The organism is Pseudoalteromonas sp. THAF3, from assembly GCF_009363775.1.
Classification (GTDB): domain Bacteria; phylum Pseudomonadota; class Gammaproteobacteria; order Enterobacterales; family Alteromonadaceae; genus Pseudoalteromonas; species Pseudoalteromonas ruthenica.
In genome coordinates, this window is record NZ_CP045419.1 from 166,825 (window position 1) to 192,733 (window position 25,909).

The 25,909-nt window shown below is 47.2% G+C and carries 29 protein-coding genes; 16 read left to right on the forward strand and 13 right to left on the reverse strand.

Features of this window, described 5'->3' with window-relative positions:
- Positions 1-75 precede the first annotated feature (75 nt).
- Complete coding sequence (locus FIU82_RS15860; protein ID WP_152441574.1) at positions 76-798, forward strand: ABC transporter substrate-binding protein; 723 nt, start codon at positions 76-78, stop codon at positions 796-798.
- Here the strand turns inward: FIU82_RS15860 and FIU82_RS15865 are convergent, their stop codons facing one another.
- The 3 genes from FIU82_RS15865 to queC all read right to left on the reverse strand — a co-directional run bounded on the left by FIU82_RS15865 (position 799) and on the right by queC (position 3,157).
- Positions 799-2,130 carry a diguanylate cyclase gene (locus FIU82_RS15865; protein WP_152441575.1) on the reverse strand — a complete coding sequence of 444 codons (1,332 nt, stop codon included), beginning with the start codon at positions 2,128-2,130 and terminating at the stop codon, positions 799-801. It lies immediately after the preceding gene.
- A gap of 37 nt (positions 2,131-2,167) precedes the next feature.
- Complete coding sequence (locus FIU82_RS15870) at positions 2,168-2,398, reverse strand: hypothetical protein (RefSeq protein ID WP_152441576.1); 231 nt, start codon at positions 2,396-2,398, stop codon at positions 2,168-2,170.
- 99 nt (positions 2,399-2,497) lie between these two features.
- A complete protein-coding gene (gene queC / locus FIU82_RS15875) occupies positions 2,498-3,157 on the reverse strand; it encodes a 7-cyano-7-deazaguanine synthase QueC (RefSeq protein ID WP_022944492.1) in 660 nt (219 codons plus the stop codon).
- A gap of 141 nt (positions 3,158-3,298) precedes the next feature.
- Here queC and queE point away from each other — a divergent pair, with 141 nt between their 5' ends.
- Positions 3,299-3,964 (forward strand): 7-carboxy-7-deazaguanine synthase QueE, encoded by a 666-nt coding sequence (queE, locus tag FIU82_RS15880; RefSeq protein WP_022944491.1) that lies wholly within the window; start codon positions 3,299-3,301, stop codon positions 3,962-3,964.
- A gap of 71 nt (positions 3,965-4,035) precedes the next feature.
- Here the strand turns inward: queE and bcp are convergent, their stop codons facing one another.
- Together bcp and FIU82_RS15890 are read right to left on the reverse strand one after the other, a co-directional pair.
- Positions 4,036-4,512, reverse strand: a complete 477-nt coding sequence (gene bcp, locus FIU82_RS15885) for a thioredoxin-dependent thiol peroxidase (protein WP_151174049.1) — start codon at positions 4,510-4,512, stop codon at positions 4,036-4,038.
- Positions 4,513-4,521: 9 nt separating this feature from the next.
- On the reverse strand, positions 4,522-5,055 hold the full coding sequence (locus FIU82_RS15890; protein ID WP_045978992.1) for a glycine cleavage system protein R: 534 nt from the start codon (positions 5,053-5,055) through the stop codon (positions 4,522-4,524).
- A gap of 344 nt (positions 5,056-5,399) precedes the next feature.
- On the opposite strand from FIU82_RS15890, the gene bamC reads away from it, so the two are divergent.
- The gene (gene bamC, locus FIU82_RS15895; protein ID WP_022944488.1) at positions 5,400-6,458 is read left to right on the forward strand and encodes an outer membrane protein assembly factor BamC; all 1,059 of its coding nucleotides are present in this window, start codon (positions 5,400-5,402) and stop codon (positions 6,456-6,458) included.
- 106 nt (positions 6,459-6,564) lie between these two features.
- On the forward strand, positions 6,565-7,929 hold the full coding sequence (locus FIU82_RS15900) for a YjiH family protein (protein WP_152441577.1): 1,365 nt from the start codon (positions 6,565-6,567) through the stop codon (positions 7,927-7,929).
- Here FIU82_RS15900 and FIU82_RS15905 read toward each other — a convergent pair.
- Positions 7,926-8,114, reverse strand: a complete 189-nt coding sequence (locus FIU82_RS15905) for a DUF2897 family protein (protein ID WP_022944486.1) — start codon at positions 8,112-8,114, stop codon at positions 7,926-7,928. The two genes, FIU82_RS15900 and FIU82_RS15905, sit on opposite strands and share 4 nt — an antisense overlap.
- Positions 8,115-8,222: 108 nt before the next feature.
- On the opposite strand from FIU82_RS15905, the gene FIU82_RS15910 reads away from it, so the two are divergent.
- Positions 8,223-9,560: an ankyrin repeat domain-containing protein gene (locus FIU82_RS15910; RefSeq protein ID WP_152441578.1), complete on the forward strand. Its 1,338-nt coding sequence runs from the start codon at positions 8,223-8,225 to the stop codon at positions 9,558-9,560.
- Positions 9,561-9,627: 67 nt separating this feature from the next.
- Here the strand turns inward: FIU82_RS15910 and FIU82_RS15915 are convergent, their stop codons facing one another.
- The 5 genes from FIU82_RS15915 to FIU82_RS15935 all read right to left on the reverse strand — a co-directional run bounded on the left by FIU82_RS15915 (position 9,628) and on the right by FIU82_RS15935 (position 13,269).
- Positions 9,628-10,083, reverse strand: coding sequence for a DUF2069 domain-containing protein (locus tag FIU82_RS15915; RefSeq protein ID WP_045978995.1), 456 nt, complete (start codon positions 10,081-10,083; stop codon positions 9,628-9,630).
- On the reverse strand, positions 10,076-10,627 hold the full coding sequence (gene wrbA / locus FIU82_RS15920) for an NAD(P)H:quinone oxidoreductase (protein WP_022944483.1): 552 nt from the start codon (positions 10,625-10,627) through the stop codon (positions 10,076-10,078). The genes FIU82_RS15915 and wrbA overlap by 8 nt, the downstream gene beginning before the upstream one ends.
- The gene (gene arsC, locus FIU82_RS15925) at positions 10,628-10,975 is read right to left on the reverse strand and encodes an arsenate reductase (glutaredoxin) (protein WP_045979065.1); all 348 of its coding nucleotides are present in this window, start codon (positions 10,973-10,975) and stop codon (positions 10,628-10,630) included.
- A gap of 178 nt (positions 10,976-11,153) precedes the next feature.
- On the reverse strand, positions 11,154-12,599 hold the full coding sequence (locus FIU82_RS15930; RefSeq protein WP_138548334.1) for a M48 family metalloprotease: 1,446 nt from the start codon (positions 12,597-12,599) through the stop codon (positions 11,154-11,156).
- A 1-nt stretch (position 12,600) separates the two neighbouring features.
- Complete coding sequence (locus FIU82_RS15935) at positions 12,601-13,269, reverse strand: hypothetical protein (protein WP_152441579.1); 669 nt, start codon at positions 13,267-13,269, stop codon at positions 12,601-12,603.
- A gap of 187 nt (positions 13,270-13,456) precedes the next feature.
- Here FIU82_RS15935 and FIU82_RS15940 point away from each other — a divergent pair, with 187 nt between their 5' ends.
- The 10 genes from FIU82_RS15940 (at position 13,457) to FIU82_RS15985 (ending at position 22,407) form a co-directional block, all read left to right on the forward strand.
- Positions 13,457-13,675 carry a sulfurtransferase TusA family protein gene (locus FIU82_RS15940; RefSeq protein WP_026111040.1) on the forward strand — a complete coding sequence of 73 codons (219 nt, stop codon included), beginning with the start codon at positions 13,457-13,459 and terminating at the stop codon, positions 13,673-13,675.
- 4 nt (positions 13,676-13,679) lie between these two features.
- Positions 13,680-14,783 (forward strand): AI-2E family transporter, encoded by a 1,104-nt coding sequence (locus FIU82_RS15945; protein ID WP_152441580.1) that lies wholly within the window; start codon positions 13,680-13,682, stop codon positions 14,781-14,783.
- 187 nt (positions 14,784-14,970) lie between these two features.
- On the forward strand, positions 14,971-17,211 hold the full coding sequence (locus FIU82_RS15950) for an aminotransferase class V-fold PLP-dependent enzyme (protein WP_152441581.1): 2,241 nt from the start codon (positions 14,971-14,973) through the stop codon (positions 17,209-17,211).
- 31 nt (positions 17,212-17,242) lie between these two features.
- Positions 17,243-17,734 carry a GNAT family N-acetyltransferase gene (locus FIU82_RS15955; RefSeq protein ID WP_152441582.1) on the forward strand — a complete coding sequence of 164 codons (492 nt, stop codon included), beginning with the start codon at positions 17,243-17,245 and terminating at the stop codon, positions 17,732-17,734.
- A 99-nt stretch (positions 17,735-17,833) separates the two neighbouring features.
- Positions 17,834-18,331 (forward strand): hypothetical protein, encoded by a 498-nt coding sequence (locus tag FIU82_RS15960; RefSeq protein WP_152441583.1) that lies wholly within the window; start codon positions 17,834-17,836, stop codon positions 18,329-18,331.
- A gap of 13 nt (positions 18,332-18,344) precedes the next feature.
- Positions 18,345-18,959: a superoxide dismutase gene (locus FIU82_RS15965; protein ID WP_152441584.1), complete on the forward strand. Its 615-nt coding sequence runs from the start codon at positions 18,345-18,347 to the stop codon at positions 18,957-18,959.
- A gap of 92 nt (positions 18,960-19,051) precedes the next feature.
- The gene (locus tag FIU82_RS15970) at positions 19,052-20,401 is read left to right on the forward strand and encodes a DNA-3-methyladenine glycosylase 2 family protein (protein ID WP_151174057.1); all 1,350 of its coding nucleotides are present in this window, start codon (positions 19,052-19,054) and stop codon (positions 20,399-20,401) included.
- A gap of 2 nt (positions 20,402-20,403) precedes the next feature.
- Positions 20,404-20,871, forward strand: coding sequence for a methylated-DNA--[protein]-cysteine S-methyltransferase (locus tag FIU82_RS15975; protein ID WP_152441922.1), 468 nt, complete (start codon positions 20,404-20,406; stop codon positions 20,869-20,871).
- Positions 20,872-21,029: 158 nt separating this feature from the next.
- Entirely contained in the window at positions 21,030-21,701 is a 672-nt protein-coding gene (locus FIU82_RS15980; protein ID WP_152441585.1) for a hypothetical protein, read from the forward strand.
- An 88-nt stretch (positions 21,702-21,789) separates the two neighbouring features.
- The gene (locus FIU82_RS15985) at positions 21,790-22,407 is read left to right on the forward strand and encodes a thymidine kinase (RefSeq protein ID WP_053910801.1); all 618 of its coding nucleotides are present in this window, start codon (positions 21,790-21,792) and stop codon (positions 22,405-22,407) included.
- Here FIU82_RS15985 and rlmF read toward each other — a convergent pair.
- Positions 22,377-23,285, reverse strand: a complete 909-nt coding sequence (gene rlmF / locus FIU82_RS15990; protein WP_152441586.1) for a 23S rRNA (adenine(1618)-N(6))-methyltransferase RlmF — start codon at positions 23,283-23,285, stop codon at positions 22,377-22,379. The two genes, FIU82_RS15985 and rlmF, sit on opposite strands and share 31 nt — an antisense overlap.
- A gap of 250 nt (positions 23,286-23,535) precedes the next feature.
- On the opposite strand from rlmF, the gene FIU82_RS15995 reads away from it, so the two are divergent.
- Positions 23,536-24,441 carry an alpha/beta fold hydrolase gene (locus FIU82_RS15995; protein WP_152441587.1) on the forward strand — a complete coding sequence of 302 codons (906 nt, stop codon included), beginning with the start codon at positions 23,536-23,538 and terminating at the stop codon, positions 24,439-24,441.
- Here FIU82_RS15995 and FIU82_RS16000 read toward each other — a convergent pair.
- Positions 24,374-25,864 carry a sulfotransferase gene (locus tag FIU82_RS16000; RefSeq protein ID WP_152441588.1) on the reverse strand — a complete coding sequence of 497 codons (1,491 nt, stop codon included), beginning with the start codon at positions 25,862-25,864 and terminating at the stop codon, positions 24,374-24,376. The genes FIU82_RS15995 and FIU82_RS16000 overlap by 68 nt on opposite strands.
- Positions 25,865-25,909 lie beyond the last annotated feature (45 nt).

Sequence of the window (25,909 nt, forward strand, 5' to 3'; positions counted from 1 at the left end):
GGATATTATTCCTGCAAAGGCGGTTGGCGCACGTTGATTTTAAAAGCGTGTTTTTCACTTCTCGGCTGCGCTGTTATGTGCTGGGTGGCGCCGGTTGTTGCGCAGTCGCAACGCGTTGAAATACTGGTTGATCAAAGCTATCCGCCTTACACTTATGTTCGCCAAGGCACTTTGCAAGGCGATTACGTTGCATTGGTGCAAAGCGCTGCTAAATCACTGACAGACTATGAGGTGGTATTAAAGCCAATGCCCTGGAAACGGGCACTGCAGCAGCTTGAGCAGGGCGCTGCGTTTGCGATATTACCGCCCTATAAACACCTTGATAAACGTCCCTTTATCGATATGTATTCGCTGCCACTTGAGCAAGAAACAGTGGTCGCACTGTGCCACAATGACACTGATTTACCGGCAGCATTAGCTGGCAAAGCGGGCCCAGCGGTTAATATTGGTGTCAACGCTGGGTACTTGATTTTTGACCATGCCGTGCGTGCAGCACAGCAGCGCGGCGATGTGCGAGTATGGCGTAATGCCAATACCCGTTCAAATTTGTTTAAGCTACTAAAGCAACGAATTGAGTGCTATGTGAATGACCGCCGTTCAAGCGAGTATGAATTAGAGCTAATAGTGCAGCGACAGCCTGAACTTGCTATAAAAGCGAAGAATTTGACCGTGCAGCATGTGTTAATGACACGCTCAGCCCACATCGGCTATGCGCGGGACGAACGCGGCAACTACCCCTTTAAATATGATTTTATAGCGAAAATGGATGCGGCTTTGGCTGAGCTCATCAACCACTGATTATTTTTGCTGCGCTTTGTCGCTATACATACGTTTATCTGCTTCGTTTAGCAGAGCTTCAATATCCAGTGTTTGTTCGGTATGGCAACTGTAACCGCAGCTTAGTGAAGGGTAGATAAACAAATCGCCATGAGCGAGGGGAGTGCTTTCTATATGGCGACGCACTTTTTCGACAATTTGTGCGACCGTATCCGGATCATTTATACGATATAAAAGCACTAAAAACTCGTCGCCGCCAAGGCGGGCAACCACATCGGCGTCGCGTAGTGCAGTTTCTAGTTCTCGGGCAACGTGAACTAGCAGCGCATCTCCCACCGCATGACCGAAGTTATCGTTTACTTGTTTAAACTCATTTAAATCAATACTGATGATGGCAAACTTCTTTTCTTGCTGTGGGTCGTTTACCAAGGCATTGAGGCGTTGCATGATATATCGCCGATTCGCCAGCTTGGTTAGCTCATCCTGCAAAGACATTGTTTTAGTGAGGTGGTATGCCCGCACCAGTATCGCGACAGAAAAATACAGTATAATGGCAGCCGCGATACTGATGGCGCCGAGTAGTTGGGCATTATCATCGTGGTTGCTGGGGATGCTATAGCGGGCCGCAAGTTGCCAGCGGCCATTAGGAAGTTGGATGCTGGCGGTGCTGTCAGGATTACTGAAGATGCTCGCATCGCCATAAAATACCTTGCCCTCGGCACCCGATGCATTTACCCCACGCAAAGCGATATGCAAGTGCTCAGTATCTTTGATACCGACCTGTTTATACAGTGTGGCTAAATCCATGACCACACTGAGAGTGCCCCAATAATGGGCGTTGATGGGGTAGTCATCAAAAAGAGGGAAACGTGCGATGATCGCTTGGCCGCCTTGCACTAGCTCTAAAGGGCCGGCAATGACCACCTTTTTACTTTGTCGTGCTTTAACCACGGTGGCATATTGCTCTGGGCTGGATTTGAAGTTAAAACCAATGGCGCGTTGATTTCCTTCTAATGGGAATACGTGGCTGATGGTGTCATTGGGAGCAAGCCCTAAATTGCGCACCAATTGCGATTGTTCTAGCGTCTTAGCGGCGATGGTATGCCAATTAGCAATGGCCAGCTCAGGGTTTAGAGCGACCACAGTCGCCAAGCTTTCAGCGGCGAATACATCTTTGAAAATGGTGGTTTCTATTTTGTTGCGGACAAGTGCCGTTTGCTCGCGCAGGTGTTGCTCACTCTCTGCTTTTTGTTTTTCATAATATGCCGAAGTGAGTAGGTGAATACCAAAGCCAGCCACGCAAAAATACGCTAGGCTCGCAAAGATATAAAGGTATAAACGCTTGACGCTCATGGTAGCGGCAGCCACAAATAGCACACAACTGGGTGCATTATAGGTTATTTATTTCTTGTTCGACGCTAAATCCCTTATCCGTCACAACTTTTTCTAATACTTGTACACGTTCTTTGAGTTGGGAAAGCTCCTTGCTCATGGTTGTGAGCTGCTCATTTTCGCGGCCAGCACGTGCGTTCAGCGCTTTTTGTTTATTACGAACATCCACCACCATCACCGTGGCGATAATAACAAGGGCGGCTACCACCAACATCAGCGCTATGTACATGAAATAATTCCCTATTAATTTGATCTACTGTTCAGTATAACGGGAAAATTCAGTATGACCACTGACAATTTTACAATCATCAGTGGCCAACAAGCAGGGTTAAGACTCGTAGGGGAGAGGATCCGTTGCGTTATTTTCCGCAAACGCTTCTAAGCGCTCTTGGCAAGCACCGCATTTGCCACAGGCTTGTTCACGGCCGTTGTAGCAGGTCCATGTTTGACTGTAGTCCAAATCCATGGCCAAGCCGTCACGGAGAATATCAATCTTACTGCTATCTAAGTAGGGGCAGACAATTTCGACTTCGTCGTAATTAGCAATACGGCACACGTCATCCATTTTCTTCACAAATTCAGGACGGCAATCTGGATAAATGGCATGATCGCCCGAGTGAGCGCCATAGTAGACTTTATTGGCCTTAAGTGAGACAGCATAGCCGACAGCGAGCGACAACAAAATCATATTGCGGTTCGGCACTATCGTGCTTTTCATGCTTTCTTCTTCATAGTGGCCTTCGGGAACATCGATGTCGTCGGTCAGAGACGAGCCACCAATCAATTGATTTATGGCAGAAATATCAACGATTTTATGATCCACTCCAAGGCGCTCACAGACTGCTTTTGCAACCTCAAGCTCTTTAACATGGCGCTGACCATAGTTAAAGGAGAGCGCATACACTTCGTGCCCCTGCATGCGTGCTTTATTCAGCACAGTGAATGAGTCCATGCCGCCGGAATAAATAACTACAACTTTTTCTGCCATGGTGCCTTCTAGCCTTTTATCATAGAGGTTTGCATTCGGGCGCGGTATACTACAGGGTTTGAGAGTGGATCACAATTATTCCCGAATACGGGGCTGTAAATGTCACACGCTAATGTAAAGTATGAGCAGTAGGTAAGTTTTTTGTACCAAATTAATGAGATTTTTGAAACCATCCAAGGGGAAGCCAGTTACACTGGTACACCGTCTATTTTTGTGCGCTTGCAAGGGTGTCCTGTAGGGTGTGCGTGGTGTGATACCAAACAGACATGGGATGCAAGTGATAGCTACGTTGTAAGCCTTGAGCAAACAGTGGAGAAAAAAGCGGATTCTCAACATTGGGCCCATGCCAGCGCCGAAGACGTACTCGCGTTATTTCAACAGCGCGGTTATCTTGCCAAACATGTCGTGATCACTGGCGGCGAGCCTTGCTTGTTTGATTTAAACCCACTGTGTGAACTATTACATGAACATGGGTATTCCACGCAAATAGAAACCAGCGGTACTTTTGCCATAAAGGCCCCGGCGCAAACTTGGGTGACAGTGTCGCCGAAAATTAATATGCGTGGTGGATATGATGTGCTGGCCAGTGCCATGCAACGCGCCGATGAAATTAAGCACCCAGTAGCGATGCAAAAACACGTGGATGAGCTCGAGGCCCTATTTGCGCAAACAGGTGTGGCACCTAAGCTTGTGTACCTACAGCCAATTAGCCAAAAAGCGAAAGCTACCAAGCTGGCGATTGATACCTGCATTCAGAAAAACTGGCGTTTATCAGTACAAGTCCATAAATACATTGGTATTAATTAACTTCGCTCACGAGCTTAGTGCTGCAGCATACTGAGGTTATGAAAAAGCCCACATACCGTGGGCTTTTTGCGTTACGCGTTATGCTCTTGCAAATAATCGAGCACCACTTGGTGGTGTTCTTTAGTTTTAAACTTGTTGAATACGTGTTTGATATTGCCATCTTGGCCAATAAGGAAGCTAATACGATGGATGCCGTCGTATTCTTTGCCCATAAACTTTTTCAAGCCCCACACCCCGAAATCCTCGGCAACTTTGTGGTCTTCATCGCTAAGCAACTGGAAGTTTAGCTCTTTTTTTGTTTCAAAGTTTTTCAGCTTTTTAACCGGATCGGGGCTGATCCCGACAGCAACCGTATTGTGCTCGCTAAGAGCCGCTTTGTGATCGCGCAATTGCTCGGCTTGCACAGTACACCCAGGAGTAAGCGCTTTCGGGTAAAAATAAACTAACACCTGGTGCTCTTTTAAGAGTGCTTCTAAGCTGACAGAGTTACCGTCTTGGTCTTGAAGGTTGAAAAGAGGGGCTTTATCGCCTGCTTGTAAGGTATTCATAGTGATTCCTTATCTTATTCGTCTGAAAATGTAATCAATTTCAAGGCGTTGCGATAACGCCTCAAATGATACTTTAAACGCGTCTATATCTAATTCTTGCGGTACGTTAAATTCAAGCTCGCAGCGCATGTATGCCTGTTCTTCTTTATCGAAGGTGTCTGATTTTAATGAACAGATGCTAATACCGTACTCGGCAAAATAGCCTGTTACTTGGCTCAGCGTACCTGGGGTATCAACGCCGTGATATTCGAGGTTGTAACCGCCACCATATTGCTCTGCATTATGACTTGAAGTGCGCTTCATCATTGTTAATAAGCCCAGCTCCATGCCCGTGGCTGGCAGGGTATGCTCTACGCGACTGATGGCCGCCATGTCGCCGCACAGCAACATAATGAAAGTAAGCTCATTGCCTAAAATAGCGATTCGGCTATCGGTGATATTACAGTTACAGTCACTGACTAATTGCGTTAGTGCGCTGACTACACCGGGTTGATCTTCACCTATGGCGGTGATCACTAGTTGTTGTTTGGCTAATTCAGCCATGTTGTTCGACCCTTGCTAAGAGAAAACGAAAACCTTTAGATGGCCGCGCAGTTTAGCACAACCAGCGGTGTTACGCGCAACTTTTAGCCGTGACCGAGTTTATTCGCATTTGCACGGCGTCTTTCTTGTTTTTACAGCAATGTAAAAGTACCATAGTGAAAATTTTTGCCATACCGCTGATTTAGATGGGCGGTGGCGAGTGTCGATACTCTGCTTAATACCGCTTGCAATGGTCAATGGATCAGTTGTAAGTGCACCAAGTTTTAACCTGACACTGAACCAATTACGTCTCACCGACTCAAAGTCCGTAGAATAAAAAAAGGTGAGCATAGGAGATAGACAACGTGCAGTATTGGATCCCTAAAGCATTGATGTTAAGTGCCTTAGTCAGTTTAAGCGGATGCGGTATTTTTACCAGCGAAGCACATCATCCACGTAATTACCGTACCAATGAACCGGTGGTGGCCCCTGAAGGGCTTGATGCACCGCGCCAAGACCCAACCTATAAAATGGATGTTGCCCGTTACGATAATAGCGAACAAGCAAAAGCAACAAAGCCACCAATGCAAATAATGCCTCTTGCTGAGGGCAGTTGGCTGGATGAAAACGAAAAGCTGGCCCGTGTATATTTTGACAAAAACGAAGGCATCGAAGATCTTGATGAATTTATTTGGCACGCAATTGAGGGCGTTTTATCTGACTACAACACGCGAGCAGTAAGTGCGGATAAGTTAATCGGCACCGTGGAAACCGATTGGTTTTCAATCGTGCGAGTTGAAGAAGGGTGGTTATGGGATGACGAGATAGTCGCTGAGCAGCGTTACAAGTTCATCATCGAGGAGAAAGACCATCAGCGCACTGCCGCTTTGCGCGCAGAAATGGTGGACTATCGCTCAGACGATGTGCCCCTGACGCCACTATTACAACAGCGTCTTGAAACCCGCGCGCTCAACGCGGTCATTTCGGAGTTTGATTATCGCTATCGTCAATTGAAAGTAGAGCTGCGCCAGCGCCAAGGGATCATTTCTCTGGATATGGGTTTTGACAACAAAGGCAATGCGGCACTGGTCACAGAGCAAGCTTACAATGTCGTGTTTGAACGCTTTGCAGGTTTCTTGGAGCGGTTGCAATTCACCATTGTTGAGGTGGATGTAGATTCAGGGCGAATCATTGCAGATTACACCAAGCCAGAAGCCAGCGTTTGGGATTCTATCTGGGGCGAGGAAGCCATGCAGCTACCGCTTGAAGATGGGCAGTATCAAATTTTGATGAGCACTACGCGCGAGGGTGGCACCAGCATTACCTGGATGGATAAAGAGGGTGAAGTGTTGCAACCCGGCACCATGAACGATTTGCAACAAGCGTTGGTGCAAGCGCTGCGAACCCGAGGAATTCAAATATAACGCCTGATAAGCAGGCCATGAAGGAAAAGAGTGTCGTGCTCTTTTCCTTTTTTCATGTATAGGGCCCAGTAAATGGGCTAATAATAACAATGAACAAGTAACGATTATGACAACAAGCCAACCCCGTTCAATGGCCAGCACTTTGCTGACCTTTATTATCCCCTCTTTGATAGGGGTATTTTTGTTTATGGTGCCTATTCCTTGGGAAGGGGAGATAAAAATCACTGTGGCAATATTGGCGGATATGCTGCGTGTGTGGTTAGCGCCAATAGCCAGTACCTTATTGCTAATAATTATCTGTGGAACCGGGTTGCTCTCTTTACTTATGAGTACCGTGCAACCTCGGTCGTTGTTTGATAACACATTAATCCGGCATCTGTTTGTTGTGACGCCCGTGTGGTTGGTGGTACGCCTTTTGGGCATGGTGTTTATTGTTATGACCTATTTTGAATTGGGTCCAGTGGCGATTCATTCCGAGAACACCGGCGCATTTGTTATGAATGAGCTGCTGCCGCTATTGCTCACGGTGTTTATCTTGGCTGGTTTTTTGTTGCCGTTGTTACTTAATTTTGGGTTATTAGAATTGGTGGGCACGCTGTTTACGAAAATTATGCAGCCGCTCTTTGGCGTGCCAGGGCGCAGCGCGGTAAACTGTGCGGCATCCTGGTTAGGGGATGGCAGTGTCGGTATTTTGATGACTGCGCGCCAATACGAAGACAAGCATTACACCCAGCGTGAAGCAGCTATTATTGGCACTACGTTCTCAGCAGTGTCGATTACCTTTTGTTTTGTGGTGATTGGGCAGGTACGATTAGAGCACTTATTTGCGCCGTTTTACCTGACGGTATGTGTCGCTGGTGTGGTATGTGCGCTTATTCTCCCACGTATTCCACCACTGAGCTTGAAAAAGAACACCTACGTGGACGGCAGTACTAAAAATCAAGATGATGAGTCGCACTCGGCGCAGAAAAATCTTTGGCGTCAGTCTTTGGATATGGCCCTGCACAAGGCGCGCCATGCCAAAGGGGTTAAGGGCACGGTACAAGAAGGTGTGCACAACGCATTAGACATGGTTTTTGCCGTGTTGCCTGTGGTGATGGCGGTGGGTACGTTTGCTTTGATCATTTCTGAATACACCCCGGTCTTTACGTGGCTAGGTAAGCCTTTTATTCCTTACCTTGAGTTATTAGGGATCCCCGAGGCCGTCAAAGCATCGGAAACCATCGTTGTTGGCTTTGCTGATATGTTTATACCGTCGATTCTAGCGGCATCGAATATTGACAGTGAAGTGACGCGTTTTATCATAGCCGCCATGAGTGTCACGCAGCTGATTTACATGTCAGAGGTGGGGGCCTTACTATTGGGTAGTAAAATACCGGTAAATATAGTTGAGCTATTTATTATTTTTATATTGCGAACGCTGATCACCTTACCGGTGATCACGCTAATGGCAAACTGGCTAGTGGCTTAGTCTTTGTCGCAGTGCTCATCTTGGGCACTGCGCTGCTTTTCTTTCAGGCGCTGTCTCGCTTTCTCAACAGGGTCTTGATTTAGGCGTTTCATATCCAGTTTGGCGGAGTATTTGAGCAGCGCTATATTGCTCCCGACGAAGCCAAAAACGGCGACGATAATTAGAATAACTTGCCAAGTTTGCATTGCACTGTTCGCTCATGTATTAAGTGAAGGGTAAGGCTGTGCCCTTTATAACTGACACCACCGTTGCCATGCAACATTAACAAACATTTAGTGGAGTTTTCCCAAGCAATGGAAAAGGTACTAATTTGGCCTGAACACTATCCGTTATTACTCAAGGGGCTTATTGAGCAAAACGGCGCATTTATTTTAGACGCCCTTGAGGCGTGGCCGGCGTGTAGTACTAAAATCGAAGACAATGTCAGCACCACGGTGTTACCGCCTATTTATTACCTGGTATGGTTGGCGCCAAGAGACCCATTTGACGAGTGTACTTTCCAGCATATCAGTGACTTTGATGAGCAGGCCCATCAATATATTAATGCCGCACGAGAGTATTTTCTAAATAATGAATACACCAACGAGCAAATAAGCGAGTTTTTGCTTGAACGTTTGAGCCAATATGCCGATGTAAATGCCCAATTGGCACTAGAGTCGCCGATGTCATTGGCGCAATTGTTATTTGAACAGCGCTATTTTTCGCTGTTGGAGCAGTTGCTAGCTCGCGGCGCGCTGCTCTCCAGTGCGGACATTATGCTGGTCTGGCAGGAAGTAGACTTTCGAGCTAAGTTCTCAGCGTTTTTACCACAGTGCGCAGCGGATAAAGACACCGTGCTCGATGCCGCCAAAGCCGAATTGGTGCAAGGTAAAGACTTCTTCACCTTATTGCAGCATTTATCGACCGACGATAATTTGCAGCATCTGCTCGAGCAAGCGCTATTGGCACACTTACAAAGTGAGCATGCTAAACAAAGCTTGGCTATGCGCTTTGTTGAGCAAGGTGCGAAAGGCAGCGAATATAACGAGCAAGGACAAAGCGCACTGATGCTGGCCGCTGAGAAAGGCTTTGTAGCGGTGCTTGAAGCCATCCTCGGCGATGCCTCGATGGATGCTAAAGATGAGCAGGGCAATACTGCTTTGCACTATGCTGTGGCAGCCGATAACAGCGCATGTTTGAAGTTGTTGTTGCGCGCCGGGGCTAACTTTCACGCTAAAAATAACACTGGGCTCAGTTGTTATCGTTACGCCGTAGAGCGCAACCGCAAAGAGCTGGTGCGCCTAATGGAACGTGAATTTGGAATTAAAGAGCTTTCACCACAGGGGCAGTACATGCGTGTTGCCAAGGTGCATATGTTGCACGCTTTGGTGGTGATGTTGCTACCGCTGCAGCTGTTTTTCTTTTTTGATGAGAGCATTGAGCATAAAAGCGAGCTCACCATCGCGTTGACGATGTTTTCCATGGTGGCGATATTTTTTGCTATTAGCTTAAAGCGCTGTGCGTTGTATCCACAGCTAAAACACCCCTTTGGTTTAGGGGTCATTCGCATGGGCTCGGTATTATCCTTGGTGGCCCAATTAGGCCTGTTATCGGTCGTTGCCTTGGCGTTTTTAAGCCAGCTGGCGGGGTAGAGGCACTTTTAGGTCGTTATTATGCAAACATGCCGAAGCGCAGTGCTCTGGCATGTTTGCGAGCTTACTAACTATCTTTGTGGTGGTTTTGGCGATGATATTCTTGTGCGGCCTTCTCCTGGGCTAGGTCATCTTTAAGCTTACCTACTTTTAGTCCCAATTCTTGACCGCGATGTCGGGCATAGTAAGTACAACCTACAAACATCATGCTTGAGAGTATTAACTCAAGAATGACCCAAAGGCGCTCGTCGGGGCTGACCCACAACAAGGTAAAACCATGAATAAAATAAATCATGACCACAAAGTTGGCCCAAGCATAGGTGTAAGGTTTGTCTTGAATAATGCCTTTCAATGGCAGTAACAACGGCAGAATATACAAACCAAACGTAAATGCCAGTGAATAGTCAGTGCGTGGTACCAAGACAAACATCCACAGCGGCATTAGAATTAGCAGGCCAATGTAGCCGGTCAACGCCAAAAGTTGGTAGCGTTTAGTGATCGGTTTTTTTGCAATATCAGTCATTAAGCTTTCTCGTTAACGTTGCTAAGCGCTTGCCCAGAGCTTGGCATATCTGTTTTTCATCGTTGCTCAATTGAGCGTTATTGTGCGCCCCAGATACATGGCTTGCCCCGTAAGGCGCGCCCCCTGAGGTGGTGCTACTCAATGCCGGAACGTCATAAGGCACCCCCACCAATAACATGCCATGGTGCAGGAGCGGCGTGGCCAGGTTAAGCAAGGTCGCCTCATTGCCTCCATGCATGCTACTTGAAGAAGTAAACACACAGGCTGGCTTATCAATGAGTTCGCCTTTAAGCCACATCTCGCTGGTTTGCTCCCACATCGCTTTTGCTTGCGAGGCCATCATGCCAAAGCGAGTCGGAGTGCCAAAAGCCAATGCAGAACATTGGCTGAGCTCGACTAAGTCTACTTGAGGGTGCGACCCATCCTCACTGACGCAGCGTATCAGCGTATCAACGCCTTGTGCTTCAATGCTGTCGGCAAGTTCCTCGGCCAATGCGCGAACACTGCCACCGCGAGAATGGTACAGCACTAAAATAGGTGCCATTTACAGCAGCTCCAAGACATTTTCAGGAGGACGTCCAAGAACGGCTTTATTGCCATTTACAACAATAGGACGTTCGATAAGCTTTGGATTGTGATGCATGGCATTTAATAGCGCCTGTTCGTCATGCTGGTTTTTTAAATCAAGCTCTTTGTACGTGTCTTCTTTGGTACGCATTAATTCGCGGGCAGAGCTAAAGCCTAATTGTTGTACCAGTGTGTTTAGTTGCTCTACGCTGGGGGTATCGTCTAAATACTTGATAACTTCTGGCTCTACGCCTTTTTCCTCGATTAGGGCCAAGGTTTGGCGTGATTTAGAACAACGTGGATTGTGATAAATAACGATAGACATAGCTTCCTCTTGCGGATGTTTTGCCCTTGATTGCTGTGAGCTGGCCACAACCATATTGGCCTTGGCAGTGCAGGCGGGGCCGATAAATTTATACCTATAGTGTAAAAGATACGTGCGCCCGTTGATAGAGGCGCACACCTTGTTGCTTCAATTTGCGCCACCGAGGTGGGCATATGCGTTATAAACGAGCGAGCTCTTTTTGCATTTGCCGGTATTGCGCTAACAATGCTTTCAGTCGTTTATGTTTAATCGCTTCATTCGGTTCAATATGATTAAGGGCTTTTTGAACTTCATCAGCGGCTTTCATATACGCCCCCACCTGAGCCATTAAATCCGCATTAGCCTCATGGTAGGCTGCTTTGTCGTCTTGGCGTCGATAGGTAGTGGTAAGCAGCTGCTTAGCCAAAAAGTGGTCTGGTTTTTCTAAGGTAAAACTACGCAACAGTTCAGTGGCCAGCGCATAGTCCTCGGCTTCAATTGCAGCGTGGGCGTAGTTTAAGGTTATAACTTGGTTGTTTGGCCGCAATTGATGAAATGGGCGCAAATGCTCAAGGGCTTTGTCGGGCTCGCCCTTGCCAACATAGTAATCGGTTAGCGTATCCAAATAAAAAAGATTACTCGGGGCGCGTTCCAACAAGGGCGCGAGGTATTGCCATGCTTGGTCGAATTTTTTCTGGTCGATTAAGGTCAGCGCCAGTCCGTAGTGCAATGCTGACTTGTCGCCATAGGCGTTCTCCCGCAGCAGTTTATTAAACTGCTCTTGCGCTTGTTGTGAGTCATAACCATAGCGGGCCAGAATGCGGCTTTTCGCAAGGTAGAACTCTAAGCTTTGGCCATATTGACGCTTTTCATATTGCTGTGCACGCAAGCGGACATCACTGATCCGGCTTTGTGGTAATGGGTGGGTAAGAATAAATACCGGCGGCTTTTGGCGGTAACGAATTTGCGCGGCCAGTTTTGTTAAAAACTCGCCAGAAGCATGAGGGTCAAATCCAGCTTCGTATAAGGTACGCATGCCGATTCGATCGGCCTCTTGCTCAGCCCCCCGGCTATGACTTAGTTGGCTCAGTGCGCTTTGTGTCTGGGTTCCGGAAATAATGGCCATGCCGGCATCGGGGGCAACAACGGTCGCTAGTATACCGGCAATCAGCCCGGCAATAGTAACCCCAGAGTTATCTTTTTGTTGCTGTAAACGCCTTGCCAGGTGACGCTGAGTCACGTGCGCAATTTCATGCCCGAGCACAGACGCCAATTGACTCTCGTTATCTGCTTGAGCGATTAGCCCGGTATGAACGCCAACGTGCCCGCCATAGAAAGCAAATGCGTTAATATCTTTGTTATTTATCCAGAAAAAAGAAAATGGAAAACGCACATCGTCGGCGTGGGAGACAAGCTTATTGCCAAGCGTAGTGAGGTATTCATCAAGCACGGGGTCGTCGATGACCGGCGATGAACCGCGAATTTGCATCATCATCACATCGCCAATAGCCCGCTCTTTTTCAATGGGCAGCACCTGCAAAGCCGAGGTGCCTAAATCTGGCAGTTCAAAGGTATTTTGTGCCTTTACTGGCATAAACGTTGTGCTCACTAAGGCACAGGACAACAAGATACGTTTAAAAGGCATATTATTCCTTGTGGTTATAATCATCTGGCTCCATCAACCTAGCCAGTGCGAACTCACTACCGCCAGCGTTGTGGTGCTTTTCGCACATTTTGTAGAACTCTTTTATTGAGACTCCGTTGTAGGCTTGAACGTTCAATTCGCGACGTAACAATTCAACCGTGTCATGCACGACTTTATGGGCATGAATGATCAGAGCTTTATCGGCGTCATCACCATTATCAAAGAAAAACGCGATGAATTTGTGCAACTGGCCGATGCGGATCACATGCTCCATGGTTGCCGGATCCCATACATCGAATTCCATTTTGGCATTATCACGTACGTAATGACGAATTTTTTCGTCGCCAGCATAAGCATAAGCACTGAGCTCAAAGCCTCGCTCGGTAAAGCTTTGATGTAAACCGATACGCGGCTTGTTATCGCAGTGGATAATGCCATTATGATCCTCCTGCCCACCGAGTGTCTTCAGGTTCCAATTTCGTTTATCGAGTAAGCGCTTGATAGCTGTATCAAACCCGTGCTCTAGCAGGTTTTCAGACTCACTGAGGCTTTGTGACACCATATGGTAAAAAGGCGGCAGTTCACCCCAGTTAAGCTGTTTTTTATACCAATTGATTTCCTTTAAGGTCGGATTGGCAGGCAGCCTAGCTTTGTTATGCGACGTCGCCATGACACGCTTCCTTCATTTTCGCCTTATAGTATTAAGCATAAACGAATGTCGTAAACCTTTTAAGCTTTTTTACGGTATGATTAAGGAATCGGTATCATCTACTAACTATTTCTTTTTACGCTTAATCTCAGCGACATATTGGCATCGATAACAAGTGTTAAGCGCCAAGCAAGGTAATGTGAATATAATGGTGGAAGTTGATTTACGGTCGTTACGGTGTCCGCAGCAGTTTGTGCAATTTAAACTCGCGCTAAAGCGTGCTCAGGGTGACCATCGTCGTTTATTATTATTGTTGAATACCAACACTCAAGAATTTACCGATATTGAACGGTACTTGAAAAAGCAAGGGCTGAGCTATGCGTTGCAGCGTCAACCATCGTTTTACCGCCTCATAGTGGAGATTTAAATTCGTGTTCGAATACGTGCGTTCGTGGTATCAAAGAAAGTTTTCTGACCCTCACTCTGTCACCTTATTGCTGTTGCTCGTTGCAGCGTTTGCCATTCTCTACTTCTTCGGTAACTTGTTGATGCCTGCGTTGGTCGCAGTAGTGGTGGCGTACCTTTTAGACTGGCCAGTGGCACGCTTACAGCGCTTGGGTTTATCACGACTCTTGGCCACGGTGGTGGTGATGGCCTTATTTTGCTCGTTAGTTATTGGCAGCTTATTTGGGATTGGGCCCGTGTTGTGGCAACAAACCAGTAATCTCGTTCAAGAGGCGCCAACCATGCTTGAGCAAGGAAAACATTATTTGTTGCACTTGCCCATAGACTACCCAACTCTCATTTCGCCCGAACAGGTCCGTTCGGTGGTCAGCAGTGTTGAGTCTAAAGCGGTGGAGCTTGGGCAAACCTTGGTGTCATTTTCTTTAACCTCACTTAAAGATGTGGCCGCATGGCTGATTTATTTGATATTAGTGCCACTACTGATATTTTTCATGCTCAAGGATAAGGCGCAGCTGGTCCAAAGCATGAGTTCGCTGCTGCCCAAACAACGCCGTTTAATCCATCAGGTGTGGATAGAAATGAACCAGCAAATTATGAACTATATCCGAGGTAAAGTGTTTGAGATTGTGATTGTTGGTGGTGTGTCGTTTGTGATGTTTACCATTTTCGACCTGCGGTATGCGGCGCTGCTGGGTGTGTTAGTGGGCTTTTCAGTTCTTATTCCCTTTATTGGTGCGGCGTTGGTGACTATTCCTGTGGCTGCCGTCGCCTTGTTTCAGTTTGGACTCGGTAGCGAGTTTTGGTCAGTGCTCGTGGCCTACGGCATTATTCAAGCACTTGATGGTAACGTGTTGGTGCCCTTACTCTTTTCAGAAGCGGTGGACTTGAATCCGGTCTTTATTATCGTCGCGGTGCTGTTTTTTGGTGGCCTATGGGGTTTTTGGGGGGTCTTTTTCGCAATCCCACTGGCGTCACTGGTACGTGCGCTTATTAATGCGTGGTCTAGCAGTGCTGATGAACCCCATCAAAGCATGCCCAAAGCGTTAGTCGAGGAAATGAACAACGATTAAAAATATCGATAGATTGCTGCTTCAATGCAGCAATCTCCTTTTACTCTTTACAAGCTCCCCCTGTTGCCGCATGAGTTATACGATAAACTCATAAAACCTCGGTTTATTCGAACAAATTAGTCTTACTGCGTTGAGTGCTTATGTGTACAATGGTTATAAGTTATAGCTAATAGTAATATAGTGTCTTATGTCGCAGCGTTTCTTCACCCAGCCTAGCCAAGATCTGGTTTATCTTGATGCCAATGCCACCACCCCGGTGCTGCCGTGTATTGCCGATGTGGTGTCACATACCATGCAAGTGTGTTTTGGAAATCCTTCAAGCTCTCATATAACTGGTGTGCAAGCGAAATATTTATTGGAGCAAACACGCAATAAGGCACGCCAGGTGATAGGTGCGCAAAATGGCGATATTCTTTTCACCTCAGGTGCGACCGAAGGAATTCAAACGGCAGTGGTATCCACGCTGCTGGCAAACCGTCATAAAGCCACCGAGCACAGTGTATTGCTGTATGGGGCGACTGAGCACAAGGCCGTGCCAAATACCCTGAAGCACTGGAACGAAGTATTAGGGCTTGGGGCAAAAGTTTTGGCGATTCCGGTGGACAAAGATGGCTTGCTAGATAGCCAATTTATTGCAGAGCACGTGGGCCAAGCATTAATGATATGTACCATGGCGGTGAATAATGAAACCGGCGTATATCAAGACTTAGGTGCACTCGAGAAAGTGATCCGAGCGCATAATCCGCAAGTGTCTTGGATGGTCGACTGCGTTCAAGCTCTTGGTAAACAGGCGTTGGCCTTAAGTGATACCACAATTGATTATGCCCCTTTTTCTGGGCATAAACTCTACGCACCTAAGGGAATAGGCTTTTTGTATATTCGCGAAAATAGCCCCTATACCCCATTCATCGCCGGAGGGGGTCAAGAAAGTGGTATGCGCTCAGGAACAGAGAACCTACCCGGTATCGCCGGTTTGTATGAACTATTTGAACTACTGCTAGATTCTAAGCAAGCGGTGTTCAAACCTGTGTGCACCTTGCATCAATATCGCGACCAACTTATTAGTGCCTTAGAGCAAACCTTTGGTGATATCACCTTTAATGCGCCTTTAGCATCAACGGTGCCGACGACACTGAACTTTTGCGTGAATAGCTTGACCTCAAAAGAGGTGATGGATTTGTTCGATGCTGCGGGGATCCGCGTTAGTGGTGGCTCAGCCTGTAGTTCTGGCGCATCGCGCAGTTTCGTACTTGATGCCATGGGTGTCAGCGACTGGCAAAGCGAAAATGCCATTCGCATGTCCTTTGGTCCAGCTGCCAGCGCTGCGGATATCGCTTTGGCCTGTGAGCGTATTTGTGCGTTAAAACCAGTGCTTAGTAATCATTGTCTCATTGTCTCTGATGCTCATCAGCCAGAGCAAGAGGTCTGTGCACTGGGGCTCACACAATTGCGCCATCAAGGCAGTTGTTGCTGGCTATTTGTTGCTGACAATAATGACGCAGTGATAGTCGACCCCATTGTTGAATTGGTGCCTCGCCTGACTCGGTTAGTAAAGCAGCAGCAACTGCGGGTCAAAGCCGTACTAGAAACTCACCGACATCAAGATAAAGACTCTGCTCGCTCGCTGTTGGCGCAGCGCCTAGAAGTCGATGCAAGTGGCGAGCTTGGGTGGTCTCATGGTGATGCTATTGCTCTTGGTTCACACCAATTAAGCCGTGTTACCACGCCAGGGCACAGCAGTGACAGTGTCAGTTATTTACTTTCTCAAAACAAGCATATTGAGGCCTGTTTCTGTGGCGATTTGCTTGTTTGGGGAGGCCTGGGCAGTACTCAATTTGACGATGCCAGTTGCGAGCAAATGGCGCAGTCGCTGAAATTACTCAGTCGATTACTTGAACAAAACACGGTTATTTGCCCAGCGCACGACTACGAACAGTGCTTTGCCATGACCTGGCAGGCACAGTGCCAAGCCAGTGAGCTGTTGGCAGCCTTATTACAAGGGGAGGTAGACCATGAGCAGTTTGCTTTGCGTAAAGATCAATTAGATCAGCGCCAAGGCGAGCAATGCGGCGCCTTATGTGGCTTTAGCCTAGCCCCCGTCAAGGCAAGAGGGGCACAGCTGAGCGCACAGCAGTTGCAGCAGTTACTGCACGAGCACAGCGACAGTACTGTAGTACTTGATGTACGTGAACCCTATGAACACGGAGCAACGGATATTCGCAGCCTATTTACGCTAGCGCCAGAACAGCTTATTAATATCCCTCTTAGTCGGCTCGCGAATGCATTGCTGACGCAACAGCTGGACAAAAGTAAACACTATGTATTGATCTGTCGTACAGGGAATCGCTCTGGACAGGCTATCAGTAACTTAAAAGCCTTAGGTTTTGAGCACGTGTATAACTTGCAAGGTGGGCTCGCACTTGTATGATGGAAGGGTATTCACAGTCCAAGGAACCTTTATGAGTCAAGTGTTTATCCGCGATGCGGTGATCAATGATGTGCCGCTTATCTATCATTTTATCAATCAACTCGCTATTTATGAGAAAGAGCCGGACGCGGTTACTGCCACGGAGCAGGACATTGAGCGCACATTGTTCGGTGAAGGAGCGACCGCCCATAGTGTGATTTGCTTTGATAGTGAGGCGCCTGATGCTGAGCCAATCGGCTTTGCAGTGTACTTTTTCAATTATTCTACTTGGTTGGGCCGCAATGGCCTGTACCTTGAGGACTTATATGTTAGCGAAGATAAGCGAGGTCGAGGTGCAGGCAAGGCATTGATGCAATTTCTTGCCCGTCGCGCGATTGAAAAAGACTGTGGCCGTTTTGAGTGGGTGGTGCTCGATTGGAACAAGCCAGCGATTGACTTCTATGAGAGTATCGGCGCGCAAGCACAAAGTGAGTGGATTATCTATCGCTTAGATGGTGAGCAGCTGCACCAGTTTGCGCAATGAGGTTAGTAAATCAACCTCATAAATAAAAATGATTTGCATTAACGTTTATCTGTGTTTAAGGTAGTGATATGATCCACAGTGACGTGAATGTAAATCAGTATGAGCCAATCTCCATTAACTGACTTGCCTTGGGTGCAATCCGCACTCACCCCTTGGCAAGTCGATATTCAAGCCGGTAATCACGCATTCAACGCTAAGCAGTGGCACCTCGCCAGAGATAAATACACTGTTGCTTACCAACTTAGCTATCGCTTGATGGCGCAATTTTTAACGTTAAAAGATGAGGGTGTGCGTTGCCAAGCATTGGCGCAATGTAGCCCTGCTATGGTAGTGGCCGCCCATAACCTCGCAGATACTTACATTCGCCTTGGTAACCTAAATGGCGCTGCACACACGCTTACTCAAGTGCATGCCAATATGCTGGCGTTGCGTCAGCACTCTGATCCAAGTGTCATGCACATTGGCGCGATCCATAGTGATAAAACCTATGCGCAACTGATGCACTTCGCCAAGCTCTATGGCCCCAACCCTGAAACTCATAAGCAACTACAACACGCGCTTAATCAGCACAGTGTTACACACCCCACTTTTCACTAAATAAGGAGTGACGATGGCATTTCAACTTCCAGAATTAGCTTACGGCTATGATGACCTGGAGCCTCATATTGATGGCCGTACCATGGAAATTCATCATACTTTACATCACCAAACCTACATCAATAAGGCCAATGACGCTTTGAAAGACAGCGAATATGAGGGCAAAGGGGCACATTGGTTGTTGCGTAACATCGCTACGATAGATGAGGCACTGAGACCTGCGGTCCGTGATCACGTGGGTGGGCATGCCAATCACAGTTTGTTTTGGCAAGTGATGAGCCCCTCAGGTGGCACTGAGCCACAAGGTGCGTTAGCTCAGGCTATCAAAAGTGACTTAGGGAGCTGGGAGGCATTTAAGAAGCAGTTTACGCAGGCGGCATTAACGCAGTTTGGAAGTGGTTGGGCATGGCTGGTGGTTGATAGTAATCATCGACTTCAAGTGGTCAACAGTGCCAATCAAGATAGCCCACTAATGGATGGATTAACGCCTATTCTAGGTTTGGATGTATGGGAGCATGCATACTACCTACAGTACCAAAACCGCCGACCAGAATATATTGAAGCCTTTTATGAGGTCATCGATTGGCCAGCGGTGGAGGCGCTTTTTCATCAAGCAACAGGGCGCTAAGTTAATTTTATATTGAGTGTAAAATCTGGCTAGGTATTCGCGCATTTTACGATAAGCTGATCACAAGACTTAAAGTAAAGTGAGTGTAGAGCATGTATCCCCCAGATATCTGCCAAACAGCCCGGATGAGCCGTGACAAGCGCTTTGATGGGCTCTTTTACGTTGCAGTGCGTAGTACCGGTATTTATTGTCGGCCTATTTGCCCAGCCCCTGCGGCAAAAGAGCATAACGTGCAGTATTATCAGCATGCACATCAGGCAGCCTTAGCCGGCTTTCGACCCTGTTTGCGCTGTCGCCCCGATGCCAGTCCAGGCAGTTATCCTTGGCTGGGCGCGCAAACAACCGCACTGCGTGGCAAAAAGTTAATTGATCAAGGGCAATGGCGTGAGGGAGGGTTACCTGCGCTGGCGGCGCGCCTAGGGGTGTCGCAAAGTTATATAAGTCAATTATTCAAACGACATTATGGTATCGCACCTGGCCAATACGCCCAGTTTGTCCAGTGCCAGTTTGCCAAACAGCTATTGCAGCAAACACAGCTAAAAATTACTGACATTGCATTCGCTTCAGGCTTTAACAGTGTTCGGCGCTTCAATGATGCATTTAAACAGCTTCTAAAGCTCACTCCGAGTGATATTCGTAGCCGAAAGTCGCCTACGCAGCAGCATATTAATTTGTTTTTAAGTTTTCGCCCGCCTTATGACTGGCCTTCTATGCAACAGTTTTTAGCAAAGCGGGCGGTCGACCCTGTAGAGTGGGTTGACGCCAACAGCTATGGTCGCACCTTTGAGTATGCATCCTGTAAAGGCCAGTTTAATGCTGTTTTTGACCGAGCCAAACAAGGCTTTTGGGTTGATATTACCCTCACGGATTGGTCTCATTTACAGGCTGTAGTGGCGAACATTCGCCGTGTTTTAGATTTGGATGCTGATACCGAGGTGATAAATCAGCAACTACATCGTGCTTTCGGGGAGTCTCTGCCGCTTAAACAAGGGCTCAGGCTGCCAGGCATTTGGGAGCCGTTTGAAGCGGGTATCAGGGCGGTGTTAGGTCAACAAGTCAGCGTTAGTGCTGCAAGACAGTTAAGCAAAACCTTGGTGGCATCGCTCGGTGATGAAGGGCGCTATTTTCCAAGTGCTCACCAAGTGGCGCAAAGTGAGCTTAGCTTTTTTAAAATGCCCGCAAGGCGTAAACAGGCGCTTATTGATTTAGCCCGGCATGTGAGCAGCCATGGCATTGACGATGTAGACGCTTGGTTAACCATAAAAGGTATCGGCCCTTGGACTGTAAACTATGCGAAAATGCGTGGTCTGAGCGACCCTGATATCTATTTAGGGGGGGACTTGGGGGTCAAAAAAGCGCTGCAACATCTGCCGAGCCTAGACCCCGAAGCCTGCGCACCGTTTCGTTCTTATTTAACCTTTCAGCTATGGCAACAATTATGACTATGTACCAAACAACGCTAGAGACGCCGATAGGCGCCTTGTTAATCCAGGCCACCGATCATGGCCTGTGTTATGTCGGCTTTGATATGAGCCGTGCCCAAAGTGGCCTTAGTTGCAACAACGACCTGCTAAATCAGGCACTCTATCAGCTACAGCAGTACTTTGATGGTACTCGGCAAACATTTGATGTGGCTATTGATGTCGCCGGCACTGATTTTCAAAATCAGGTGTGGAATGCATTGATGACGGTAGGTTATGCAACTACATGCAGCTATGGTGATATTGCCAAGTTATTAAATAACCCTAACGCAGTGCGCGCCGTGGGCGCAGCGAATGGTAAAAACCCTATCAGTATTATCGTGCCTTGCCACCGTGTTATCGGCAGTAACGGCACGTTGACTGGCTATGCCGGTGGGGTGGACAAAAAACAATGGTTGTTAGCGTTTGAACAGGCCTACTACGACGACTAAACTAAAACACAATTAATCCAGCTAAGTGGTCTTAAATGGTTAGGTTCCTCCTTTTTATGGTGGTTATAACAGTTGTTTGTTGCCGCGTCGCATTGGCAGCTAACACTAATCTGCGAATAACCCTTTGTTATGAGGACAAAGAGGTGGTGCCGTTTTACATGGGACAAACCCGAGAGGTGCCTACCCACAACCCCGGTGCTAACATAGAAGTGATCCAACAATTACAGTCACATCTAGAGAACGTGCGTTTTGCATTTATTCGCAGACCTTGGAAGCGCTGTTTAGATATGGTTGAAAAGGGCGAAGCGCAAGCATTAATAGGCAGCTATCGAAAGCAACGACTCTCTCGGCTGCGTTATCCTATGATTAATGATGACGTTGATACAGATCGTGCCCTGAGTAAAGTGGGAAGTTGTTTTATTGGCAATCGTGAATTTCATGAGTTCTGGCCAAGAAGACACTATTTGCAACAGCAAGGTGTGGCGATTGCCTTGCCGCATGGTTACGCTATTGCCCAGCGCTTAAACGATCAGCCAGTTTTTGTGCATTTTGTTTTTTCGCAGCAAGACGCATACCGGCTACTGGCCAACAGGCGTGTACACGCAGTGATGGATTTTTGCCAAGTTGGTAATCAGAACCTATATGTTGAGCCCGCCGATATCCAAGGGGTGAGCCCACTTTATCCGCCTTTTGATGTGCACTATGGCTATCTTATCTTCGCCCCAAAATTTTACCAGGCCTATCCGCACAGAGTGGAACGTATATGGGATGCGCTAAAAGGCTTGGATACCACTGCTATTTACCGACGCTATCTACAAATTCGCGATTAGTGTTGTTTAAAGCTCTCTGAGAGGAGATATGACTTTCATAAAGCCTTAGTGTAAGCTTGGCGCGCGAAAAAAATGGATAACAATCACTATGGCTCAACTCTACTTCTACTACTCGGCGATGAATGCTGGAAAGTCCACAACCTTACTGCAATCGGCTTTTAACTATCGTGAGCGCGGTATGCGCCCTATGATTATGACTGCCGCGATAGACGACCGATCAGGTGTTGGTAAGGTTGCCTCGCGAATTGGCTTGCAGGCCGATGCCTATGTCTTTGACGGTGAGTCTGATGTGTTTGCACTTATCCAACAGCAGCATCAAATTCAGCCGGTAAACTGTGTGTTGGTGGATGAAAGCCAGTTTTTATCGAAGCAGCAAGTGTGGCAGCTCACCGAGGTTGTCGATCAGTTGCGCATACCCGTTTTATGCTATGGTCTACGCAGTGACTTCCTTGGTGAACTCTTTGTCGGTTCACAATATTTATTAGCCTGGGCCGATAAGCTGGTGGAGCTGAAAACCGTATGCCACTGCGGCCGCAAAGCCAACCACGTACTGCGCTATGACAGCGAAGGAGCGGTGGTTGCCAGTGGCGACCAAGTGCAAATTGGTGGTAACGAGCGCTATGTTTCCGTGTGTCGTAAACATTATAAGCAAGCGCTCAATGACCCGAGTACCACTCAGCAAAGCAATTGTTCTAAGCGTGCTTGACGTTCAGTCTGTGGCATAAAGCTCCAAGCAAGAAAGCGGCTGACTTTTTGCCCTTGGGCCATATTCACCACCTCAATATTGATGGCCCCAGCCTTACGCAAGGTGTTTTTGAGGGCCCTGAGGTTGTCTTTTTTTGAAATCAATGAGCTAAACCACAGTACCTGCTCGGCATAATGGCTGCTTTCTAAAATCATATCGCGCACAAAGCCAAGTTCGCCACCATGGCACCATAGCTCATTGGCACGACCGCCAAAGTTGAGGTGTGCCCCTTTTGCTTGGCCTTTAAGGTTACGCCATTTGCGCTCGCTCCCGGCCTGTGCACTTTGTTCGCTGTCGTGAAAAGGCGGATTGCACAGGGTGGCGACTAAGGTATCTTGGGCTTTAACTATGCCGTTAAAATAACTACTTGGACGTTTTTGTTGTTGTACCTTGATAGGTAATTGATTGAGTTGTGCTAACTGCTTAGCGAGCTTGACAGACTGGGGGTCGATATCACTGGCAACAAACTGCCAGTTAAATAGTTTATGACCTAAGATAGGGTAAATGAGCGATGCGCCGGTCCCCACATCCAATACTCTTACTTTATGATGCGCGACATCTAAGCCGCTGTCGTTGGCAAGTAAGTCGTGTAAGTGGTGCACATAATCGGCTCGCCCGGGAACCGGGGGGCATAAAAAGCCGCTGGGTAAATCCCATATATCAATGTGATAATGGTGCTTGAGCAGTGCTTGGTTGAGTGTTTTTAACGCGTTTGGATCGCTAAAATCGATACTTGGCTGGCCATCGCGCCGAGTAATAATGTGGTTCTCTAAGCTAGGTAAGCTTCGACACAAGGCGTCGAAATCATAGCCGTTGGCGTGACGGTTCTTCGGATGCAAGGGCAAACTCTATTCGGCTAAAAGCACCATTATAGAGAAAATCACTCTGCTGCAGTAGTGCTTTATGACTGACGAAGAGCGTTACATGCGCTTATATTGCTCATTTTTAGTTTCATGACTTTTCTTTACACCACAGACTTATTCACCATGTGAGCATAGCTGTTGTGGCTAAATAGTGACTGAATTATGTTACTTGTTGATAACATTTGATGCTGGTACGATGAGTAAAAAAGAATAAGCAGTATCAAGTATGAGCGATATTATTCAACAGTCGATATATATTGATTACAGTGAGCAGCAAACCCTGCATTTACGTTATCTTGCGCAATATAACGCCACAGGTCCAGCCATCTTTTTTATGCATGGTGCTGTTGAAAATGGCAAGATTTTTTATACGCATTCGAATAAAGGATTAGCGCCTTTTTTAGCTAAACATGGATATCGATGTTATGTCGCCGACTTATGTGGTCGTGGCGAAAGTAAGCCATCAATAGGCCCAGGGGCCAGTTATGGGCAAACCGAGGCCATATGTCATGAGATCCCAGCGTTTTTGAGCAAAATAACGGAGCATGCCGGTGAATTTCCTCGTTTTTGGGTCGCTCATTCTTGGGGTGGCGTGTTATTCAACAGTGTCTTTGCTCGCTTTCCTGAGTACATAAAGAAAGTCAGCGCCTGTGCATATTTTGGATCCAAGCGCTCATTGTATAACCGTCACCCTAGTAAATTCCTTAAAGGTAATTTGGTGTGGTATTGGTTGGCGCCAAAAAAAGCGAAGAAATATGGCTATTTGCCTGCGCGTAAACTGAAGTGGGGCAGTGATGACGAAACCGTTAAATCACACTATCAAAGTATGCAGTGGGCAAAGGTAAGGCCTTGGATTGATAGCGACGATGGTTTTGATTATGGCCATGCCATTAAACGCTTGGCGTTACCGCCAACGTTGCACATCGCAGGGGTGAAGGATAAAGCGCTGGCACAACCCATAGATATAAAGAAGTTTATGCAAGAGTCAGGTTGTGGCATCCAAGAATTTAAGTTGTACGGGCGCAGTCATGGCCATCACCATGACTATGGTCATATTGACATGCTTACTCATCCCCAAGCGCAGCGGGATCAGTTTCAGGATGTACTGGCCTGGTTTTCACGCTACGGCTAAAGCATTCGCTAAAGGCTTGCTCATATTCTTTGTAAGCTTTGTTCGCATCTTTATAGACGGGTTCACGCACTTGATGGCGACTCAAGGTCGTCACCGCGTGATGTGATTCAAAGTAGCGCAAGCATTGTTGTGTGTAACTTAACTCCAATTTACTGAATATTTTCCGTAGCGACTGTTCAGGTTCTTGCACTAATTGTTCGTAATGTATCGTGATCAGATTCTCACCCAATGTGTCTCGCCAGTGTTGCATCAAGTTATCATAGCCTTCGTAGTAACGAGCTAAGGTGTCCATATGGCAGAAGAAGGGCTCATTGGCGCCAAAGTAATGACAAAATACCGACCAAGCCATGGGCTGGAAATTACGTCTCAAATCGATAAACACGGCATTCGGCATCAGTGCTTGAATAGCTCCGAGAGCCTGAAAGTTAGCAGGGAGTTTATTGATCACGACACGGTGAGCGAGTTGATGCTTGGTCAGTTCATCAACGTACATCTGCCGCAGTCGGTTACGAATATCGGTGTTCGTATTGGCCATGCATTGTGGGAAAGGAGCTTCATTGACCGCGCTCAAATAAGCCATTAGTTTGGCGCTAATAACGTCGTTTTCACCCAGGCTTGCTATGCTTGGGTGCTGACACAACATTTGCTCTAACAGGGTGGAACCCGTCCGTGGCATGCCAACAATAAACACTGGAATAAAGCTGGCCTTTAAGGTGTCTTGTTGCTCAGCAATAAAGGTTGTTGAAAACTGCGCTATGAGCGTGTTGATGTACTGCTCGAAGCCCTCGCCTAAAGGCGTACACAAGGTATATTGCATTTCATTGGCTAAACGATAGTGAGCAAAGGCCTGAGTTTTGTCACCACTGTTATGATAGCTTTTTGCCAAGCTGTAATGCAGCACCACTTTGGCTTGCGTGCTACGGCTTGCGCTAAGCAGAGTGTGCATATGAGCAATCTGTTTAGAAGTAACATTATTACCTTTCAGTTGGCTTAACTCATAGTATATGTAAGGGGTGACCGGGTGATCGGGGCAGCCCAAGCCATTGAGCAGAGCCTGCTTAGCTTTTTTGATATAGCCATAGGTAAGATGGTGCAGGGCTAAGCGATAAAAGGACTCGCCGTTATGAGGAGCAATTTTTGTGCAGTAGTGCAGTACTTCATAAGCATCACTTCGTTTCTCTAGGCCGTCAAATGCATCGGCAAGCGCAAATAAAGGGTCGAGTACTTTAGGGAGCCTTTGGCAGGCTTTTTGTAGCAAATAGACTGCCTGAGGGTACTTCTCTAAGCGGATAGCAATGCGACCCAAACCAAACAGTGCTTCGCCTTGATTCGGGTCGGCTTCAAGCGCCGATTTAAAATGAAACTCGGCTTCCTTCAGTTTGTTTTCACTTAGTAGCTGATTAGCGCGCTCTAAAATAGTCATAGTGATTCGGTAAAGCTTTTTAATTCAACATACCGCGCGGCCTGT